17 protein-coding genes and 1 riboswitch are annotated in these 18226 nt (G+C 72.4%); of the genes, 8 read left to right on the plus strand and 9 right to left on the minus strand.

Annotated elements, in window-relative coordinates; all coding sequences use genetic code 11:
* Positions 1-14: 14 nt before the first annotated feature.
* Positions 15-1106 carry a hypothetical protein gene (locus HHX31_RS08960; RefSeq protein ID WP_169946906.1) on the plus strand — a complete coding sequence of 364 codons (1092 nt, stop codon included), beginning with the start codon at positions 15-17 and terminating at the stop codon, positions 1104-1106.
* Positions 1107-1143: 37 nt separating this feature from the next.
* Here HHX31_RS08960 and HHX31_RS08965 read toward each other — a convergent pair whose 3' ends face one another.
* Complete coding sequence (locus HHX31_RS08965) at positions 1144-3399, minus strand: ATP-dependent RecD-like DNA helicase (protein WP_169946908.1); 2256 nt, start codon at positions 3397-3399, stop codon at positions 1144-1146.
* Between the two features lie 26 nt (positions 3400-3425).
* Positions 3426-4016, minus strand: coding sequence for a TetR/AcrR family transcriptional regulator (locus HHX31_RS08970; RefSeq protein WP_169946910.1), 591 nt, complete (start codon positions 4014-4016; stop codon positions 3426-3428).
* A 203-nt stretch (positions 4017-4219) separates the two neighbouring features.
* Here HHX31_RS08970 and HHX31_RS08975 point away from each other — a divergent pair, with 203 nt between their 5' ends.
* From HHX31_RS08975 to HHX31_RS08990, 4 genes are all read left to right on the plus strand, one after another.
* On the plus strand, positions 4220-5134 hold the full coding sequence (locus HHX31_RS08975; RefSeq protein WP_169947311.1) for a chlorophyllase: 915 nt from the start codon (positions 4220-4222) through the stop codon (positions 5132-5134).
* 65 nt (positions 5135-5199) lie between these two features.
* Positions 5200-5637, plus strand: a complete 438-nt coding sequence (locus tag HHX31_RS08980) for a MarR family winged helix-turn-helix transcriptional regulator (protein ID WP_169946912.1) — start codon at positions 5200-5202, stop codon at positions 5635-5637.
* Positions 5634-6482, plus strand: coding sequence for an alpha/beta fold hydrolase (locus HHX31_RS08985; protein WP_169946914.1), 849 nt, complete (start codon positions 5634-5636; stop codon positions 6480-6482). Before HHX31_RS08980 ends, HHX31_RS08985 begins: the two co-directional genes overlap by 4 nt.
* Positions 6483-6612: 130 nt before the next feature.
* Positions 6613-8010 carry a serine hydrolase gene (locus HHX31_RS08990; protein WP_169946916.1) on the plus strand — a complete coding sequence of 466 codons (1398 nt, stop codon included), beginning with the start codon at positions 6613-6615 and terminating at the stop codon, positions 8008-8010.
* A 5-nt stretch (positions 8011-8015) separates the two neighbouring features.
* Here the strand turns inward: HHX31_RS08990 and HHX31_RS08995 are convergent, their stop codons facing one another.
* The 4 genes from HHX31_RS08995 to HHX31_RS09010 are packed head-to-tail and all read right to left on the minus strand — an operon-like array spanning position 8016 to position 11647.
* Positions 8016-9212: an ABC transporter permease gene (locus tag HHX31_RS08995; RefSeq protein WP_169946918.1), complete on the minus strand. Its 1197-nt coding sequence runs from the start codon at positions 9210-9212 to the stop codon at positions 8016-8018.
* Positions 9202-10044, minus strand: a complete 843-nt coding sequence (locus HHX31_RS09000; RefSeq protein ID WP_169946920.1) for an ABC transporter ATP-binding protein — start codon at positions 10042-10044, stop codon at positions 9202-9204. The genes HHX31_RS08995 and HHX31_RS09000 overlap by 11 nt, the downstream gene beginning before the upstream one ends.
* Positions 10041-11102: a peptidoglycan-binding protein gene (locus HHX31_RS09005; protein ID WP_311931693.1), complete on the minus strand. Its 1062-nt coding sequence runs from the start codon at positions 11100-11102 to the stop codon at positions 10041-10043. Before HHX31_RS09005 ends, HHX31_RS09000 begins: the two co-directional genes overlap by 4 nt.
* Positions 11099-11647 (minus strand): hypothetical protein, encoded by a 549-nt coding sequence (locus HHX31_RS09010; RefSeq protein WP_169946922.1) that lies wholly within the window; start codon positions 11645-11647, stop codon positions 11099-11101. Before HHX31_RS09010 ends, HHX31_RS09005 begins: the two co-directional genes overlap by 4 nt.
* Positions 11648-11789: 142 nt before the next feature.
* On the opposite strand from HHX31_RS09010, the gene HHX31_RS09015 reads away from it, so the two are divergent.
* From HHX31_RS09015 to HHX31_RS09025, 3 genes are all read left to right on the plus strand, one after another.
* Positions 11790-12440: a response regulator transcription factor gene (locus HHX31_RS09015; RefSeq protein WP_169946925.1), complete on the plus strand. Its 651-nt coding sequence runs from the start codon at positions 11790-11792 to the stop codon at positions 12438-12440.
* Complete coding sequence (locus HHX31_RS09020; protein WP_311931695.1) at positions 12437-13624, plus strand: HAMP domain-containing sensor histidine kinase; 1188 nt, start codon at positions 12437-12439, stop codon at positions 13622-13624. The genes HHX31_RS09015 and HHX31_RS09020 overlap by 4 nt, the downstream gene beginning before the upstream one ends.
* 177 nt (positions 13625-13801) lie before the next feature.
* Positions 13802-13935, plus strand: a riboswitch (cyclic di-AMP (ydaO/yuaA leader).
* A 14-nt stretch (positions 13936-13949) separates the two neighbouring features.
* A complete protein-coding gene (locus HHX31_RS09025; RefSeq protein WP_169946927.1) occupies positions 13950-14630 on the plus strand; it encodes a CHAP domain-containing protein in 681 nt (226 codons plus the stop codon).
* A 94-nt stretch (positions 14631-14724) separates the two neighbouring features.
* On the opposite strand, the gene HHX31_RS09030 is transcribed toward HHX31_RS09025, so the two are convergent.
* The 3 genes from HHX31_RS09030 to HHX31_RS09040 form a co-directional block, all read right to left on the minus strand.
* On the minus strand, positions 14725-17115 hold the full coding sequence (locus tag HHX31_RS09030) for an excinuclease ABC subunit UvrA (RefSeq protein ID WP_169946929.1): 2391 nt from the start codon (positions 17113-17115) through the stop codon (positions 14725-14727).
* Positions 17116-17232: 117 nt separating this feature from the next.
* Complete coding sequence (locus tag HHX31_RS09035; RefSeq protein ID WP_169946931.1) at positions 17233-17658, minus strand: VOC family protein; 426 nt, start codon at positions 17656-17658, stop codon at positions 17233-17235.
* A 10-nt stretch (positions 17659-17668) separates the two neighbouring features.
* Positions 17669-18112 carry a helix-turn-helix transcriptional regulator gene (locus HHX31_RS09040; RefSeq protein WP_169946933.1) on the minus strand — a complete coding sequence of 148 codons (444 nt, stop codon included), beginning with the start codon at positions 18110-18112 and terminating at the stop codon, positions 17669-17671.
* Positions 18113-18226 lie beyond the last annotated feature (114 nt).

Here is an 18226-nt window from a genome sequence, read left to right on the forward strand (position 1 = left end):
CGATGGAGGACGGCATGCGCCTGTTACGCACCGTGTTCACCCGACTACTGCTTTTGGTGGCGATGGTCGCCGGAGGGACGACCGCGGCGGCGAGCGCCGCTCAGGCGGCCACACCGGACGTATGGGGATTTGCCTACGTCGACACCAGCTCCGGCATCCCGAACCCGACCTACCAGGCGGGCAGCTGGGGGGCCGGGTCGGTGACCGTCACCCCGGGGGTCCCCGGCGAGTACTTCGTCCGGTTCCCCGGCATCGGGATCCCGTCGGGCGGGATCGCGCACGTGACCGCGATCTCGCAGACGGCCGAATGGTGCCAGATCGAGAAGTGGGGCCAGTCCGGCGCCGACGAGATCGTGGCCGTCCGGTGCTACCGGTACGGCGGCGGCCCGGCGAAGGCGCTGTTCTCCATCGTCTTCGCCAGCAGCAGCGGAGCGCTGGCCTCGGCGTCCCAGGCGTACGGCTACGTCTTCTGGAACGGTTCGACCATCGCCTCCCACTACAACTCGGCGCTCGCCGTGAACACCGTGACCCCCACCTCCACCGGGGTCTGGACCGTCTGGATGCCCGGTCTCGGCTCGGCCGTGCAGGCCGGGAACGTACAGGTCACCGCGGTCGACTCGGGTCAGCCGGCGCGGTGCAAGGTGGGCGCGTGGAGCTGGGCGGCGAGCGGGCAGAAGTTCCAGGTGCTCTGCCACAACGCGACCAACGTCCCGCTCGACACCGGCTGGACCATCACCTACCAGCGTGAGCGGTCCATCACCGGGGCGTTCGCGCCGCCGAAGTACTTCGCCTACACCTTCGACAACACCCCGGCCAACCCCGGGCCGTACGCGCCGGTGCCCACCGGCGTCAACTTCAACTACCCCGGCGCGGTCAACACGGTGCAGTCGTCCGGGACCGGCATGCGCCTGGTGACCTTCCCCAAGGTCGGGATCCTGCCCAACAACGTGCAGGTCACGGCGTACGGGCCGGGGCCGGCCTTCTGTAACCTGCAGACGCTGTGGACCACCGCGGGCTCGGTGACCTACGTGCGCAACGTGGTCTGCTACAACGCCACCACGGCGCTCAACCAGCCGTCCCTGGTGACCTACACCTCGAAGGCCTGACCCAAGGCCTGAGCACCAAGGGGGGCGGGCGCGCCGATCAGAGCACGCGGAGGCGGTGGGTGAGCCCCGTGTGGCGGCGGCCCGCCCCCCGCGTGCGCACGGCCTGGCCGAGCGCCCGCCGCGACCCCACCACGACCACGAGCTTCTTGGCCCGGGTGATCGCGGTGTAGAGCAGGTTGCGCTGCAGCATCATCCAGGCGCTGGTGGCCAGCGGGATGACCACCGCCGGGTACTCGCTGCCCTGGGAGCGGTGGATGCTGACCGCGTAGGCGTGGGCAAGCTCGTCGAGCTCGTCGAAGGAGTAGTCGACGTTCTCGTCCTCGTCGGTGAGCACGGTCAGCTTGCTCTCCTCGGGGGTGATGGCGGTGACCACGCCCACCGTGCCGTTGAACACCCCGGCCGCGCCCTTGTCGTAGTTGTTGCGCAGCTGGGTGACCTTGTCGCCGACGCGGAAGACCCGCCCGCCGTACCGGCGCTCCGGCATGCCCTCACGGGCGGGGGTCAGCGCCTCCTGCAGGGCGATGTTGAGCGCTCCCGCGCCGGCCGCGCCGCGGTGCATCGGCGCGAGCACCTGGACGTCCCTGCGCGGGTTCAGCGCGAACTTCCTCGGGATGCGCCGGGCGACCACGTCCACCGTCAGGGCGGCGATCTCCTCGGGTTCCTCGCAGGGGAACAGGAAGAAGTCGGGGAACTCCCGCACCAGGGGGTGCTGCCCGGTGTTGACGCGGTGGGCGTTGACGACCACGCCGGACTCCTGCGCCTGGCGGAAGATCTGCGTCAGGCGCACGCGGGGGACGTCAGGGGCGGCGAGCAGGTCGCGCAGCACCTCGCCGGCGCCGACGGAGGGAAGCTGGTCCACGTCGCCGACGAACAGCAGGTGCGCCCCGGGGGCGACGGCCTTGGCGAGCTTGTTGGCCAGCAGCAGGTCGAGCATGGACGCCTCGTCCACCACGACCAGGTCGGCGTCGAGCGGGTTGTCGCGGTCGAAGGTGGCGTCCCCGCCGGGGCGCAGCTGGAGCAGCCGGTGCACGGTGGTGGCCTCGTGCCCGGTCAGCTCCGACAGCCGCTTGGCCGCCCGGCCGGTCGGGGCGGCCAGGATGACCTTGGCCCGCTTGGCGCGGGCGAGCGTCACCACCGAGCGCACGGTGAAGCTCTTGCCGCAGCCGGGGCCGCCGGTGAGCACCGCGACCTTCTCGGTCAGCGCGAGCCGTACGGCCTGGGCCTGCTCGGGCGCGAGGTCGGCGCCGGTCCGGCCGCGCAGCCACTCGAAGGCGGCCGGCCAGTCGACGTCCGCGAACGCGCCGAGCCGGTCGTGCCCGGTGGTCAGCAGGGTGCGCAGCGTGCCGGCCAGCGACAGCTCGGCGCGGTGGAAGGGGACGAGGTAGACCGCGGGGACGGTGCTCTCGCCGTCGTCCGCGTTCTGGTCGTGGCCGCGCCTGGCCGGGATCTCCTCGCGGACCACGCCCTCCTCGGCGACCAGCTCCTCCAGGCAGGCGGCGGCCAGGTCGGACGGCACCTCCAGGATCTTCACGGCGTCGGCGACCAGGTTGGGCGCGGGCAGGTAGCAGTGCCCGTCGTCGGCGCCCTGCGAAAGGGTGTAGCGCAGCCCCGCCTTGACCCGTTCCGGGCTGTCGTGCGGGATGCCCACGGCCTGCGCGATGGTGTCGGCCGTCTTGAAGCCGATGCCCCACACGTCGTCGGCGAGCCGGTAGGGCTCCTTGCGGACCACGTCGATGGAGTCCTCGCCGTACTGCTTGAAGATGCGCACGGCGATGGAGGTGGACACCCCGACGCCCTGCAGGAAGATCATCACCTCTTTGATGATCTTCTGCTCCTCCCAGGCGGCGGCGATCATCTTGGTGCGCTTGGGCCCGAGACCGGGGACCTCGACCAGCCGCTTCGGCTCCTCCTCGATCACCCGCAGCGTGTCGGTGCCGAAGTGGTCCACGATCCGCTCGGCCATCTTCGGGCCGATGCCCTTGATCAGGCCGGAGCCGAGATAGCGCTGGATGCCCTGGATCGTCGCAGGCAGGACGGTGGTGTACGACCAGACCTCGAACTGCCTGCCGTACTTGGGGTGGGAGCCCCAGCGGCCGGTGAGGCGCAGCGACTCCCCCACCTGCGCCCCGAGCAGCGGCCCGACGACGGTCAGCAGGTCGGTGCCCGACCGTTCCGTGGCGACCCTGGCGATCGTGTAGCCGGTCTCCTCGTTGGCGTAGGTGATCCGCTCCAGTACGGCGTCCAGCTGCACGCCGGGTGGCCTGTCCGCCGCGCCTCCGGGGGGATTGGTCATGGGTCGCATTGTCTCCCACCCGGCGGTCAGCGGGGGACGCGCAGTCCCGCGACGAGGAGCCCGGTCAGCCGCCGCGCGTCGTAGCCGGGATCGGTGTCGGCGCCGATGCAGAGATTCCCGACGCCGCGCATCAGCTCGACGGCCTCGACGTCGGAGCGGATCTCGCCGGCGGCGGCCGCGGCGCCGAGCAGTTCGGCGCAGACGGGCACGAGCCGGTCGAGGAAGTAGGCGTGCAGCGTCTCGAAGCCCGCGCTGTCGGAGCGCAGCACGGCGGCGAGGCCGTGCTTGGTGACCAGGAAGTCGACGAACTGGTCGATCCACCGCCCGAGCGCGGCGTACGGGCTCTCCTCCGCCGCGAGCAGGGCGGGCCCGGCGTCGGCGCACGCCTCGACCTGGTGCCGGTAGACGGCGATGATGAGGTCCGCCCGCGTCGGGAAGTGGCGGTAGATCGTGGCCGTACCGACGCCGGCCTTGGCCGCGATGTCGCGCACCGGCGCGTCCACGCCCGCGGTCACGAATACCGCGGCGGCCGCGTCGAGCAGGGCCTTCTCGTTGCGCCTGGCGTCCGCCCGCCTGGGCCGGGCCTCGGGCCCCGCACCCCGGTCGTCGTCGTTCATCGGGTCGTTCCCTCCGCAGCCGGCTTGCTAAACGGGACGTTGTTCCGTATCGTCAAACGGGACAGCGTCCCGTTTCATCTTGCCAGATCCGGGGCCTGGACCACAAAGTGCGCGCCGCCACGCCTCGTCCGCGCACGGCCGCCGCGCGCCCACCTTCACCTCCGCGAACAGCTGGAAGGACACACCCCGTGAACGACACCCTCATGCACATAGGCGCCCCCACCGCGGTCGTCTCGGTGCGGCCGGTCGCGCTGCCGGCGCCCGGCCGTGGCCAGGACCTGCACGTACGCGTGTCGGCGCCCGCCGCCGGGAGCGAGTTGCCGGTCGTCGTCTTCTCGCACGGCTTCGGCGGGTCGCTCGACGGCTACGCTCCCCTGGCCGACTTCTGGACCGCCCATGGCTTCGCGGTGATCCAGCCCACCCACCTCGACTCCAGGACGCTGAACCTCGCCCCCGACGACCCCCGTACGCCGCTCATCTGGCGGTCGAGGGCAGAGGACCTGAAGCGGGTGCTCGACCGGCTCGACCTCCTGGAGGACGCGCTCCCCGGCCTCGCCGGGCGTCTCGACCACGGGCGGATCGCCGTCGCCGGGCACTCCTGGGGCGCCCAGACGGCGAGCCTGCTGCTGGGCGCGCGGGTCCTCGACGCCGACGGCGCGCCGGGGGAAGACATGTCCGACCCTCGGGTCACGGCCGGGGTGCTGCTCGCCCTGCCCGGCACGGGCGGCGCGGACCTGACGCCGTTCGCGGCCGAGCACTTCCCGTTCATGAACCCCGGATTCACGGAGATGACCACGCCGGCCCTCATCGTCGCGGGCGACAAGGACCAGTCGCTTCTGTCGGTGCGCGGGCCCGACTGGTTCACCGACGCCTACCACCTGAGCCCCGGCGGCAAGAGCCTGCTCACGCTGTTCGGAGCCGAACACTCGCTCGGCGGGATCTCCGGCTACGACGTCACTGAGACGACGGACGAGAACCCCGAGCGCGTCGCACTGCTCCAGAGGGTCACGTCGGCCTATCTTCGCCACGCGCTCGGCGTCGACGGCTCCGGCTGGTCGGCGGCGCGTACGGCCTTGGCGGACGGCGGTCATCCGCTGGGCCGGATCGAATCCCGGTGAGCCCTCGCCGTCCATGATCGGGGCAGTACCTTGCCTTGGCTAACTTAGAATGTTAAGTTAGTGGCATGGAGCGGAACCTCAGCCTCGATCTGCACGTGCTCACCGCCCGGCTGGACCGGGCCGCCGACCGGATCCTGCGGGCGGAGCACGACATCTCCTACAGCCGCTTCCTGGCGCTCACCCTCGTGGGAGAGCTGGGAGCCTCGACGCAGCGGGCCCTGGCCGACGGTCTCGGCGTGACAGAGCCGTCGGTGAGCCGCATGACGTCCGTCCTCGCCGCCGACGGCCTCCTGGACGTCCAGCCCGACCCCGGCGGGGGGAACCGGCGACGGCTCAGCCTCACCGACGAGGGGAAGCGGCTGGTGGCCACCATCCGGCGGGAGTTCGAAGACCGGCTCGCCGCGGTCGTCGCGGAGAGCGGCGTGCCGTACGCCGAGTACGCGAAGCACACCGCGCGTCTGCTGGAGACGTTCGACCGGCTGGAGCGGGAGGCGGGCAAGTGAGCCGGAACGCCGGAACCACCACGCCCCCGCGCCGGCACACCGCCGTCTCGGCCGACGGCACGCCGATCGCCTACCGGACGCTGGGCACGGGCCCCGGCCTCCTCCTGGTCGGCGGCAGCCTCAAGACCTCTGAGGACTACCTGCCGCTGGCCTCCGCGCTGGCCGGCTCCTTCACGGTGCACGTCGTCGACCGGCGCGGACGCGGTGACAGCGGCCCCCAGGGCCCCGGCTACGGCCTGGCGAAGGAAGTGGAGGACCTGCGGGCGGTGCGGGACGCCACGGGAGCGCGCCTGGCCTTCGGGCACAGCTACGGAGGGCTCGTCGTCCTGGAGACCGCGCGCACGTTCCCGCTGTTCGACCGCATCGCGGTCTACGAGCCCGGAGTGTCCCGCACACCCGTCCCCACCGCCTGGATGGCGCCCTTCCGCGAACGGCTGGCCGCGGGCGACGACTACGGGGCGTTCATCCACTTCGTCCGGGGGTCGGGCGGCGCGCCGGACTTCGTGGCCAGGCTGCCGCACTGGTATTTACGCATGGTCTTCCGCGTCGCCTTCCGCGGGGCGGCCTGGCGGCGGATGCGGCCCCTGCTCGGCGCCTGCCTGGCCGAACACGAGCAGCTCGCCGCCCACCACGGCAGGGTCGCCGAGTTCGCGGACGTCACCGTCCCCGTGCTGGTCCTGGTGGGCGGCCGCAGCAAGCCCGCGCACCGGGAGGAGTACGCCGCGCTGGCCGCCGCCCTTCCCAGCGCCGTGCTGAAGACCGTCGGCGGCCTCGGCCACATGGGCCCATCGGAACGCGGAACGGCGCCCGCCGTGGCGGAAAGCGCGCTGCCGTTCCTCCTGTGACGATCCGCGGCGCGCGGGCCGCGCTCCCCGCGCGAAGTCCCCGCGGGCGAGCGTGGCCTGCGTCGTCTCAAGGGCTCCAGCGACGGCGGGGCGCTACCCTGGTGCCGATCACGGAGAGGGGACTGCCGGAATGGTGCTGGAGGGTACGGCCCGCGCGCTGCTGCGCAGGCTGGCGGTCGAGCAGGCCGAGTCGCGGGTGCCGTCGCTGGTCGCGGCGATCGTGCGGGGCGGCGAGATCGCCTGGTTCGGGGCGCGCGGCCGGGTCGACGGCGAGCCGCCCACCCGGGACACCCAGTACCGCATCGGATCCATCACCAAGACCCTCGTGGCGACCGTGATCATGCGGCTGCGCGACGAGGGCAGGCTCGACCTGCTGGACCCCCTGGACAAGCACGTGCCCGGCACACCGCTCGGCGACGTCACGGTCGCCCAGTTGCTGTCCCACAGCGGCGGGCTGACCGCGGAGTCGCCCGGCCAGTGGTGGGAGCGCACCCCCGGGGTGCCGGTGGGCGACCTGGTCGCCGCGCTCGGCCCCGAGTCGGCCCGGCACCGGCCCGGCCGCCGCTACCACTACTCCAACCTCGGATTCGCCCTGCTCGGCGAGGTCGTCGCGCGCAAGCGGTCGGCGCCCTGGGAGGAGGTCGTACGCGAGGAGGTCTTGGAGCCGCTCGGCATGCGCGACACCACCCCGCGGCCGCGTGCCCCGCACGCCACCGGCTACGCCGTGCACCCCTGGGCCGACGTGCTGCTGCCCGAGCCCGAGAACGACCACGGCGCCATGGCCCCCGCGGGGCAGTTGTGGACCAGCGTCACCGACCTCGCCCGGTGGGCGGCCTTCATCGGCGGTGACACGGGCGGGGTGCTGCGCCCGGCCACGCTCGCCGAGATGCGCGAGCCGGCCGTCGTCGAGGACGGCGACCTCTGGGTGCGCGGCTACGGGCTGGGTCTGCAGCTCGCCCGGCACGTCGGGCCCGGCGGCTCGCGCCGGCTGGCCGGCCACAGCGGGTCGATGCCCGGCTTCCTGGCGAGCGTGTGGGCCGACCCCGCCGACGGCGTGGCCGTGCTGTGGATGGCCAACACCACCTCGGGCATGCGCAACCTCGACACCGCCCTGCTGGACATCCTGGCCGAGCACGAGCCGCCGCTGCCGGCCGAGTGGTCGCCCTCCCCCGTCGACGACGACCTGCTGGAGCTGACCGGGCCCTGGTACTGGGGCCCCACGCCGTACGCGGTGCGGGTCCTGCCGCAGCGTGCTCAATCCCACCGCGGCCAATCCCACCGTGGTCAGCCGCAGGAGGCGCTGTCGCTGACCCCGCTGACCGGGCAGGGCCGGGCCTCCCGGTTCGTGCGCCAGGCGGACGGCACCTGGCTCGGGCTCGACGGCTACTACGCCGGGGAGACCCTGCGGGTGGTCCGCTCGCCCTCCGGCGTGACCCACCTGGATCTCAACACGTTCATCTTCACGCGCGAGCCGTACGACCCGGGCGCCCCGGTGCCCGGCGGGGTCGACCCGGCCGGCTGGCGGTAGACGGGTCAGGTGGCGGCCAGCGCGACCGTCGGCGACAGGCGGGCGGCGCGCATCGCCGGGTAGAGGCCGGCGAGCGTGCCGACGACGAGCGTGGCGCCGACGGCGCCCGCGAAGGCCCAGGCCGGGACCACCGGCGGCCAGCCGCGCGACAGCGAGTAGCCGGCGGCGGCCAGGCCGCCGAGCGCCGCGCCCACGACCCCGCCGAGCGCCGACAGCAGCAGCGACTCCGCGAGGAACTGCAGGCGCACCTGCCCGCGAGTGGCGCCCAGCGAGCGGCGCAGGCCGATCTCGCCGCGCCGCTCCAGCACCGAGATCACCATGGTGTTGGCCACGCCGACCCCGCCGACCAGCAGCGCGACGGCGCCGAGGCCGAGCAGCAGGCCGGTGAACGCGCTCGCGGCCGCCATCCGGGCCTCCAACGCGTCCGAAGGCCTGCTGACCGTGACCTCCTCCGGGTTCTGCGGGTTGACCGTGCGCGGCAGCACGGCCCGCACGGCCTCCACCGCCTCCTCCGCGGACCGCTCGTAGATCGTCGTCGGGTGGCCGTCGAAGCCCAGGTACTTCTGCGCGGCCGGGAACCCGACGAGCGCCGAGCGCTCGATCTCCGGGGCGAGCGGCATCGGGCCGAGGACGCCGACGACGGTGAACCACCGCTCGCCCATCCAGACCTGTACGCCGGTCCGGGTGATGCCGAGCCGCTCCGCCGCCTTGGCGCCGAGCACGACGGCGGGCCGCCCCTCGGTGGCGGCGTTCAGCCAGGCGCCCCTCACCACCCGGCCCTCCAAAGTGGCGAGCAGGTCTGCAGTGGCGGCCTGGACGGCGATTCCGCCGGTCACGGCCTCGGGGATGCGGTCGGTGCGCCTGATCGTGGTGTCGACCGAGCCGGTGGCCGAGGCGGTGCGGACCGGTCCGATGCGCCGGACCATGCCGAGGGCCTCGGCCGGCAGCGCGGCCTCCTCACCGAAGACCGTCTGCCCCGGCGTGACGGTGAGCAGGTTGGTGCCGAGCCGGTCGAGCTGGCGCAGCAACTGCTCACGGGAGGAGGACGAGACGCCCAGCACGGCGATCATGGTGGCGATGCCGATGGCGATGCCCAGCGCGGACAGCACCACCCGGGCGGGGCGGGTGCGTAGCGCGGCCACGCCGGTCCGCAGGACGTCGATCGGCGCGAGCCTGGCGGGGGTCAGCCTTTCACCGGGCATCGAGGTGCTCCCTTCTGAGGGTGGGTGCCGCCTTGGGGATGGGTCCGGGAGTGCGGCGTCCGGCGCCGGTCCCGGAGTCGCCGACCACGCGGCCGTCGCGTACGCGCACCTGCCGGGGGCACCACTCGGCGATCTCGGGATCGTGGGTGATGACCGCGATGGTGGTGCCGGCGGCGTGCAGGCCGCGCAGGACCCCCAGCACCTCGGCGCCCGCCGCCGAGTCCAGGTTGCCGGTCGGCTCGTCGGCCAGCAGCAACGGCGGGTCGCCCGCCACCGCGCGGGCCACCGCGACCCGCTGCTGCTCGCCACCGGACAGCCCGCTGGGCCGGTGGCCCAGCCGATGGCCGAGGCCCACCCGTTCCAGCGCGGCGGCGGCCCGCTCCCGCCGCGCCCGCAGCGGCGTCCCGGTGTACAGCAGGCCGTCGGCCACGTTGTCCAGCGCGCTCAGCCCGGGCGCGAGGTGGAACTGCTGGAAGACGAACCCCAGGTGGCGGGCGCGCAGCGCCGACAGCTCCGGGTCGGCCAGGCCGGCCACGTCGTGCCCGGCGATCCGCACGGTGCCCGTGGTGGGCCGGTCCAGGGTCCCGATCAGGTGCAGCAGGGTCGACTTGCCCGAGCCGGACGGCCCGGTGATCGCGACCAGCTCGCCGCGTTCCATCACCAGATCCACTCCGCGCAGCGCCCGCACGCCGCCGCCGTACACCTTGGTCACCTCGCGCAGCTCCACCACGTACGGCCCGCCCGGCGCTGGGGGCTGCCCAGGCGGCACGTCACCGAGGGCGCCGGGAGCGTGCGCGGTGCCCGGCAGGCCGGGCCGGATCGGCCGGTTCATTGGGCGGGCACCCCGACCCTCATGCCCTCGGCGAGCCCGGCACCGGTGATCTCGACCATGCCGCCGCCGAAGGCGCCGGGCTCCACCGGGACCACGCGGGTGGATGCGCCCTCGACCAGTTCGACGCCGAAGCCGCCCTCCCGCAGGGCCAGCAGCGCCTCGACGGGCACGGCCAGCACGTTCTCACGCCGCTCGCTGACCAGTTCCACCTCGACCGGGGCCTGGTCGAGGCGGGTCCTGGGGGTCTTGCTCAGGGTGATGTCGACGCCGACCGTGCTGCCCTCGTCCTGTCCCTGCCCGGAGGCGACGGCCTCGGCCACCGTGCCGACCGAAGTGATCTTCCCGGTGACGCGCTCGCCGCCGGGCAGTTCCACGGTGACCTTGGCGCCCTTCCTGGCCAGCGTCTGGTCGTCGGTGGACAGGTCCACGTGCACCAGCCGCCGTAGGCCCGAGACGGTGAGGGCCGGGCGCCCGGGAGTGATCCTGTCGCCGACCTCGACGGCGGCGTCGGTCACCCGGGCGGCGGAGGGCAGGAAGACCACCTGGGAGGCGTCCACCCGCCCGGTCTCGGGCAGTCCTGCGTCGTCCTGCCACTCCATGACGGCCAGGTGGGTCGCGTAGCTGAAGTGGCCGTCCATGGTCAGGTCGTCGCCGTAGCCGAGGATCTTGAGGTTGCGTTCTAGCTGCTCGACGTCGGGGCCGTCGTCGACGCCCTGCCCCAGAGACCGGTAGATCGGCAGCCTGCCGTACATGAGGACGACCGGCCTGCGGTCGACCCTGAGCAGCGGACGGCCGCGCCGGACGACCGCGCCCTCGGCGGGCACCCAGGTCACGGTGCCGGAGGCGTCGGTGCCCACCCGTCGCTCGCCGGAGTAGGTCAGCGCCCCCTCGACGGTCTTGGTGTCGACCAGGTCCTGGCGGGTGATCGGCGCGGTGGCGGGGACCGGAGGCGGGGACGGCTCGGCCGCGCCTGCGCCGTCGCCGCCCGCCACGGCGACGGCCGTTACCGCGGCCAGCGCGAGGACCCCCGCGCCCGCGATCACCAGGCCCTTCCTCACGGCTTCCGCCCCGGCGCGAACTCCTCGCAGGCTTTCTGCGCCTCGTCCATCGCCTTCTCCTGACCCGGCTTGATCTTGATCCGGAGTCCCTGCCCGGGTGCGGGGTCGGGCATGTCGATGCCGTGCTCGCGCATGCACTGGGCGAACTTGACCATCCGGTCGCGCGCCTCGGGATCGTCGCCGCCGGGCTTGTCGGCGACCGCGTCCTTCATGAAGTGCTCGCAGGCCCGCATGGCCTTGCTCATCGTGGCCTCCCCGCCCTTCTCGCCGATGATGCGGACGCGGCCGTCGGGACCGGGGTCGGGCATGTCCACGCCGTGCTCGCGCATGCACTGGGCGAACTTGAGCTGGGCCTCCTGGCGGTCGGCCGGGCCCCGCGGGGACGGCGTCGCCGTCGCGCCGGCCGCGGCGCCGGCGGCGCTGGCGATCCCCTCGCCGTCGGGGGCCGCTCCGCAGGCGGCCAGTGTCAGTGCCAGGGCCGACACGAGCCCGAGGGCCGGTGTCAGGGCCCGCGGCGGTCGCATACGCATGAGTGGCTTGCGCATGAGTGGCTCCTCCCTTCCCGGGGCGTTCGCCCGGGACGCGGCCCAACTCCAGCGGAGGCGGTGCTAAGCGCGGATAAGCGAGATCGGCTTATCCGCGGCTAACACCTCCTGCGTCACTCTCGGAGCCAAGCGGGAGGTGGGAATGCGGGTGCTCGTGGTCGAGGACGAGGAACAGCTGGCCGACGCCGTCGCCCGGGGGCTGCGGCTGCACGCGATCGCGGTGGACGTGGCCTACGACGGCCGGGAGGCGCTGGAGCTGACCTCCTACGTCGACTACGACGTGGTCGTGCTGGACCGCGACCTGCCCGACGTGCACGGGGACGAGGTCTGCCGGGAGCTGATCGGCGCCGGGGCGAGCCGCATTCTCATGCTGACCGCGGCAGGGCGGGTCACGGACCGGGTCGGGGGCCTGTCCCTGGGCGCCGACGACTACCTGGTCAAGCCGTTCGCGTTCGCCGAACTGGTGGCCCGGGTCCGGGCGCTGGCCCGGCGCTCGTCCCGTGCGATGCCGCCCGTGCTGGAGCGGGCCGGAATCCGGCTCGACCCCGCCCGCCGTACGGTCCTGCGGGACGGGCGGCAGGTGGCGCTGGGCCGCAGGGAGTTCGACGTGCTGCACGAGCTCATGCGGGCGGCCGGCGACCTGGTCACCTCGGCGCGGCTGCGCGCGAACGTGTGGGACGAGCACTCCGACGCCGGAACGGGCGTGCTGCGTGTCACCATGACCTCACTGCGCCGCAAACTGGGCGCCCCTGCCGTGATCGAGAACGTGCCGGGCCGGGGGTACCGGCTGTGACCCGTGCCCTGCGGGTCTGGGGCAGGCTGGGCCTGCGCATGCGGCTCACCCTGCTGTACGGCGGGCTGTTCGTCGTGGCGGGGTCGGTGCTGCTGTGGTTCACCTACCTGCTGACGGCCCGGGCGCTCAACCAGCGGTTCGTGGTGGCGGTGACGTCGAAGGTTTCCGGCGCGGGCGTCCCCGGCGCCGTCCAGGGGAGCGCGCTCCCCGATGCCGACATGCTCGCGCGGCGGGTGCGCGCCGATGTCGAGCAGGGGGCGGCCGGTGTGCTGAGCGACGTCCTCGGATCGTCGGTGATCGTCATGATCCTGGTCGGGGCCGTCGCGGTGGTGCTGGGATACCTGGTGGCCGACCGCGCGCTGCGCCCGCTGGAGCGGGTGACCGAGACGGCGCAGCGGCTGTCGGAGAGCACGCTGCACGAGCGGATCGCCCTGAGCGGCCCCCAGGACGAGGTAAAAAGGCTCGCCGACACCTTCGACGCGATGCTCGACCGGCTGCACCGGGTGTTCGACGCCCAGCGCCGGTTCATCGCCAACGCCTCCCACGAACTGCGCACCCCGCTGGCGGTCAACCGTACGGTGCTGGAGGTGTCGCTGGAGGAGCCGGCGGCGTCGGAGGACCTCAAAGCGCTGGCCCGGGCGCTGCTCGGCACCAACGCCAGGCACGAGCGCCTGATCGAGGGCCTGCTCATGCTGGCCCAGTCCGAGGAGGAGCTCACCACCCGCAGGCCGGTCGACCTGCGGCAGATCGTCCGCTCGGCCATGGAACAGATCGACCCGCGACCGCGCCGCGGGAAGGTGGTCGTCCACGAGGATCTCCGCCCGGCGGTCGCGCACGGCGATCCGCTCCTCCTGGAACGCTGCCTGGTCAACCTGCTGGAAAACGCGATCAAGTACAACGTGCGGGACGGGGAGGTCTGGGTCCGGTCGCGGGAGGACGAGACCGGGGTGAGCGTGACGGTGGAGAACACCGGGCCCCCGGTTGCGCCGTACGAGGTGGACGACCTGTTCGAGCCGTTCCGCCGGCTCGGCGGCGATCGCGTCCGCTCCGCCCGCGGGGCGGGGCTGGGGCTGTCCATCGTCCGGGCCATCGCGGCGGCGCACGGCGGCACGGCGGAGGCGCTCGCCCGCCCGGAGGGCGGCCTGACGGTGACCGTGCGCCTGCCCGGGCGGGCCCTGGGGTGATCACGACCCGATACCCACTGTCGCCCGGTCTCCCCTACTTCGCGAGTAAAATCCGAGTTGTCATCACTTGACCGGTTTGACCTGGTCTATTAGCTTTTAGGGAACTCAGGGGGCAATTGTCCATCTAGATGGTCAAGAAGCCCTCCTCAGACCGACGCGGCCGGCCGATCCCGGTCTGCCGCCCGGCCGCCGAGTCCGCGTCCGCGCGGAGCCGGGGACCCACCTCTCCTGGGGTGAATCGGCATTCGTGCCGTAGGGCGACTTCCAGCCCGAACCCGTCAGCTAACCCGGTAGGCGGCATGGAAGCAAGGGAGTTCGCCCCACCATGCACGTCCTCAACACCTGTGTTCGCGCTGCTCTCGCAAGCGCGGCCCTCGCCTCAGCCGTGCTGGTCGCGGCGCCCGCCGCACACGCCGACCACCCGGAAGCGAGCACGGGCCCCGGGATCTCCAAGCCCCAGTCCATGGCCGCGATCGCCTCGACCCTGCCCAAGATCACCGCGACCGACGTGCTGAGCCTGGCGAGGAGCCAGGTCGGGATCAGGGAGAACGCCAACGGTGGCGGCACCAAGTTCCAGGACTGGTACATCTCCACTCCCCGTGCCCGCGAGACCCTCGCGCGCGACGGCGGCACCATGAAGGGCTACCTCAACGCGCCCTGGTGTGACATGTTCGTCTCCTGGGTTGGGGATCAGCTGGGCATCGGGCCCGTCATGGGCGCCGACGCCTACACCGTCCAGCACGCCCAGTGGTTCGCCGACCACGGCCGCTGGGGCCGGACCCCCAAGCCGGGCGCGGTCGTGTTCTTCGACTGGGGCGGCAGCAAGTCGATCGGCGGCATCGACCACGTCGGATTCGTCGTCAGCGACAACGGCAACGGCACCATCCGGACCATCGAGGGCAACACCGGCAACGGCGCCGTCGAGATCCGCACCCGTCCCACCTGGCAGGTGGCCGGGTACGGCTACCCGATGTACCCGGGCGAGATGACCGCCGCCGGCGCCTGACGGCCCGGCACCGATCTCCGAGGCGCGCCGGTGACCCCCGGCGCGCCTCGCCATGTCTGCGGCCACCACCCGCGTCAAGGACGCGGGACCCGGGTCAGGCGCCGACGTAGGCCGCGAGGTGCTCGCCGGTGAGGGTGGAGCGGGCGGCGACGAGGTCGGCCGGGGTGCCCTCGAAGACGATCCGGCCACCGTCGTGACCCGCGCCGGGGCCGAGGTCGATGATCCAGTCGGCGTGCGCCATCACCGCCTGGTGGTGCTCGATGACGATGACCGACTTGCCGGAATCGACCAGCCGGTCCAGCAGCCCGAGCAACTGCTCCACGTCGGCGAGGTGAAGGCCGGCGGTGGGCTCGTCGAGGACGTAGATCCCGCCCTTGTCGGACATGTGGGTAGCCAGCTTGAGCCGCTGCCGCTCGCCGCCGGACAGCGTGGTCAGCGGCTGGCCGAGGGTGATGTAGCCGAGCCCGACGTCGGCGAGCCGATCGAGGATGGCACGCGCGGCGGGGGTGCGCGCATCGCCGGCGCCGAAGAACTCCAGGGCCTCGGTCACCGGCATCGCGAGCACCTCGCTGATGTCGCGCCCGCCGAAGCGGTGCTCCAGCACCGACGCCTGGAACCGCTTGCCCTCGCACTCCTCACAGGTGGTGGAGACGCCGGCCATCATCGCCAGGTCGGTGTAGACGACGCCCGCGCCGTTGCAGGTGGGGCAGGCGCCCTCGGAGTTGGCGCTGAACAGCGCCGGCTTCACGCCGTTCGCCTTCGCGAACGCCTTGCGGATCGGGTCGAGCAGTCCGGTGTAGGTCGCCGGGTTGCTCCGCCGCGAGCCGCGGATCCCGCTCTGGTCGACCGACACCACCCCCGCTCCGCCAGGGATCGACCCGTGGATGAGCGAGCTCTTGCCCGACCCGGCGACTCCCGTGACGACGACGAGCACTCCGAGCGGGATGTCCACGTCGACGTCGCGCAGGTTGTTCGCCTTGGCGCCGCGGATCTCCAGCGCGCCTGTCGGCTTGCGCACCGTCTTCTTGAGCTTGGCGCGGTCGTCGAAGTGGCGGCCGGTGACGGTGCCGCTGGTGCGCAGCCCCTCGACGTCGCCCTCGAAGCAGACCGTGCCGCCCGCCGTGCCGGCGCCGGGACCGAGGTCGACGACGTGGTCGGCGATCGCGATCATCTCCGGCTTGTGCTCCACCACCAGCACCGTGTTGCCCTTGTCGCGCAGCCGCAGCAGCAGGCCGTTCATCCGCTGGATGTCGTGCGGGTGCAGACCCGTCGTGGGCTCGTCGAAGACGTAGGTGATGTCGGTGAGCGAGGAGCCGAGGTGGCGGATCATCTTGACGCGCTGCGCCTCGCCGCCCGACAGCGTGCCCGACGCCCGGTCGAGCGACAGGTAGCCCAGCCCGATCTCCACGAACGAGTCGAGGAGCTGCTGCAACGTGGAGAGCAGCGGCGCGACCGACGGCTCGTCCAGCGCGCGGACCCAGTCGGCCAGGTCGTTGATCTGCATCGCGCAGGCGTCGGCGATGCTGATCTCCTTGATCTTGGACGACCGGGCGCCCTCGTTGAGCCGGGTGCCGTCGCACTCGGGGCAGGTCATGAACGCGACCGCACGCTCCACGAACGCCCGGACGTGCGGCTGCAGCGCATCCTTGTCCTTGGACAGCATCGACTTCTGGATCCGCGGGACCAGGCCCTCGTAGGTGAGGTTGATGTTGTCGATCTTGATCTTGGTCGGCTCCTTGTAAAGCAGATCGTGGAGCTCCTTCTTGGTGAACTCGCGGATCGGCTTGTCCGGATCGAAGAAACCGGAGCCGCTGAAGATGCGGCCGTACCACCCGTCGACGCTGTAGCCGGGGATCGTGAGCGCGCCCTCGTTGAGCGACTTGGAGTCGTCGTAAAGCTGGGACAGGTCGATGTCGGAGGTCCGGCCCATGCCCTCACAGCGCGGGCACATGCCGCCGGTGATCTTGAACTCGCGCCGCTCCTTCACGGTCTTGCCGCCGCGCTCGAGATTGACCGCGCCCGCTCCGCTGATCGAGGCGACGTTGAAGGAGAACGCCTGCGGCGAGCCGACGTGCGGCTGCCCGAGCCGGCTGAACAGGATGCGCAGCATCGCGTTGGCGTCGGTGACGGTGCCGACGGTCGAGCGGGGGTTGGGGCCCATCCGCTCCTGGTCGACGACGATCGCCGTCGTCAGCCCGTCGAGCACGTCGACCTCGGGCCGGGACAGCGTCGGCATGAAACCCTGCACGAAGGCGGAGTAGGTCTCGTTGATCAGCCGCTGCGACTCGGCGGCGATCGTCGCGAACACCAGAGAGCTCTTGCCCGAGCCGGAGACGCCGGTGAACACCGTGAGCCGGCGCTTCGGGATCTCGATGCTGACGTCCTTGAGGTTGTTCTCGCGGGCGCCGTACACACGGATCAGATCGTGGGCGTCGGCGGCGTGCGGCGAGGGCGACCGCGTGTCCGTCCTCGGGGTCATGCTCATCGTGTCTCCCTATCGTGCAGGCAGGCGGCGTCGCCTGGCATGATCTCACCAGCCTCGCCCCGGTACGCCCGGTTCTTTGCGATCTCCACCCCTAATCGGCGTACGGCGGCCGGGGGTTCAGCGCGGCTCGTCGATGCGCCGCTCGTTGATGCGGAGCATGTTGCCGGCGGGATCGCGGAACGCGCAGTCGCGGACCCCGTACGGCTGCTCGACCGGCTCCTGCACGACCTCGGCGCCGCTGGCCCGCAACCGGTCGAAGACGCCGTCGAGGTCGTCGGTGGACAGAACGATCATGGCGTAGGTGCCCTTGGCCATCATCTCGGCGATGGTGCGGCGCTCCGCGTCGGTGACGCCGGGGTCGGCGGCGGGCGGGTGCAGGACGATCGACGTGCCCGGCTGGCCGGGAGGGCCGACCGTGATCCACCGCATCCCGCCGTAACCGACGTCGCCCCGGACCTCGAAGCCGAGAGAGTCCCGGTAGAAGGCCAGGGCGGCCTCCGGGTCGTCGTGCGGGAGGAAGGCCGAGTGGATGGTGACGTCCATGGCGTTCACGCTAGCCGCGGCCGGCGAGGCGCGCTTCTCGATTCCTGACGGGCCTGGTGACGTGTTTCGTCACGCACGAGGGCATGCCGGCCGTCGCGCTCCCGTCCTGTCGCCGGTAGGTGCTGGGCGGCACGCCGACCAACTCGGTGAAACGGGTGCTGAAGGTGCCCAGCGACGAGCAGCCGACCGCGAAACAGACCTCGGTGACGCTCAGGTCACCGCGGCGCAGCAACGCCATGGCCCGCTCGATCCGCCGGGTCATCAGATACCCGTACGGCGACTCGCCGTAGGCGAGCCGGAACTGACGGCTGAGGTGCCCGGCGGACATGTTCACCCCGCGGGCGAGCGCCTCGACGTTCAGGGGCCGGTCGTACTCCCGGTCGATCCGGTCACGGACGCGGCGCAGCAGCGCGAGATCGCGCAGGTGCTGCTCCGGGGCGGTTCTGCTGCTCACGCGAGAAGCCTACGTCGCGCCACTGACAATTCGTCGTGCCGGGCAGCCGACATCCATGGCCTGACCTGCGACGCGTCCCAATCACGGCGGAGAGCGCCCGCCGGGCCCGCTCGG

Origin of the sequence: Microbispora sp. H11081, assembly GCF_012999535.1 — a bacterium.
In the GTDB taxonomy this organism is placed as follows: domain Bacteria; phylum Actinomycetota; class Actinomycetes; order Streptosporangiales; family Streptosporangiaceae; genus Microbispora.

What these genes read in the sequence shown, in the direction of transcription:
- HHX31_RS09000 (WP_169946920.1), bottom strand. Translation starts at nt 10,044, where the DNA reads ATGAACCGGCCGATCCGGCCCGGCCTGCCGGGCACCGCGCACGCTCCC.
- HHX31_RS09015 (WP_169946925.1), top strand. Translation starts at nt 11,790, where the DNA reads ATGCGGGTGCTCGTGGTCGAGGACGAGGAACAGCTGGCCGACGCCGTC.
- HHX31_RS09010 (WP_169946922.1), bottom strand. Translation starts at nt 11,647, where the DNA reads ATGCGCAAGCCACTCATGCGTATGCGACCGCCGCGGGCCCTGACACCG.
- HHX31_RS09035 (WP_169946931.1), bottom strand. Translation starts at nt 17,658, where the DNA reads ATGGACGTCACCATCCACTCGGCCTTCCTCCCGCACGACGACCCGGAG.
- HHX31_RS08960 (WP_169946906.1), top strand. Translation starts at nt 15, where the DNA reads ATGCGCCTGTTACGCACCGTGTTCACCCGACTACTGCTTTTGGTGGCG.
- HHX31_RS08975 (WP_169947311.1), top strand. Translation starts at nt 4,220, where the DNA reads ATGCACATAGGCGCCCCCACCGCGGTCGTCTCGGTGCGGCCGGTCGCG.
- HHX31_RS08965 (WP_169946908.1), bottom strand. Translation starts at nt 3,399, where the DNA reads ATGACCAATCCCCCCGGAGGCGCGGCGGACAGGCCACCCGGCGTGCAG.
- HHX31_RS09030 (WP_169946929.1), bottom strand. Translation starts at nt 17,115, where the DNA reads ATGAGCATGACCCCGAGGACGGACACGCGGTCGCCCTCGCCGCACGCC.
- HHX31_RS08990 (WP_169946916.1), top strand. Translation starts at nt 6,613, where the DNA reads ATGGTGCTGGAGGGTACGGCCCGCGCGCTGCTGCGCAGGCTGGCGGTC.
- HHX31_RS09025 (WP_169946927.1), top strand. Translation starts at nt 13,950, where the DNA reads ATGCACGTCCTCAACACCTGTGTTCGCGCTGCTCTCGCAAGCGCGGCC.
- HHX31_RS08995 (WP_169946918.1), bottom strand. Translation starts at nt 9,212, where the DNA reads ATGCCCGGTGAAAGGCTGACCCCCGCCAGGCTCGCGCCGATCGACGTC.
- HHX31_RS08970 (WP_169946910.1), bottom strand. Translation starts at nt 4,016, where the DNA reads ATGAACGACGACGACCGGGGTGCGGGGCCCGAGGCCCGGCCCAGGCGG.
- HHX31_RS08980 (WP_169946912.1), top strand. Translation starts at nt 5,200, where the DNA reads ATGGAGCGGAACCTCAGCCTCGATCTGCACGTGCTCACCGCCCGGCTG.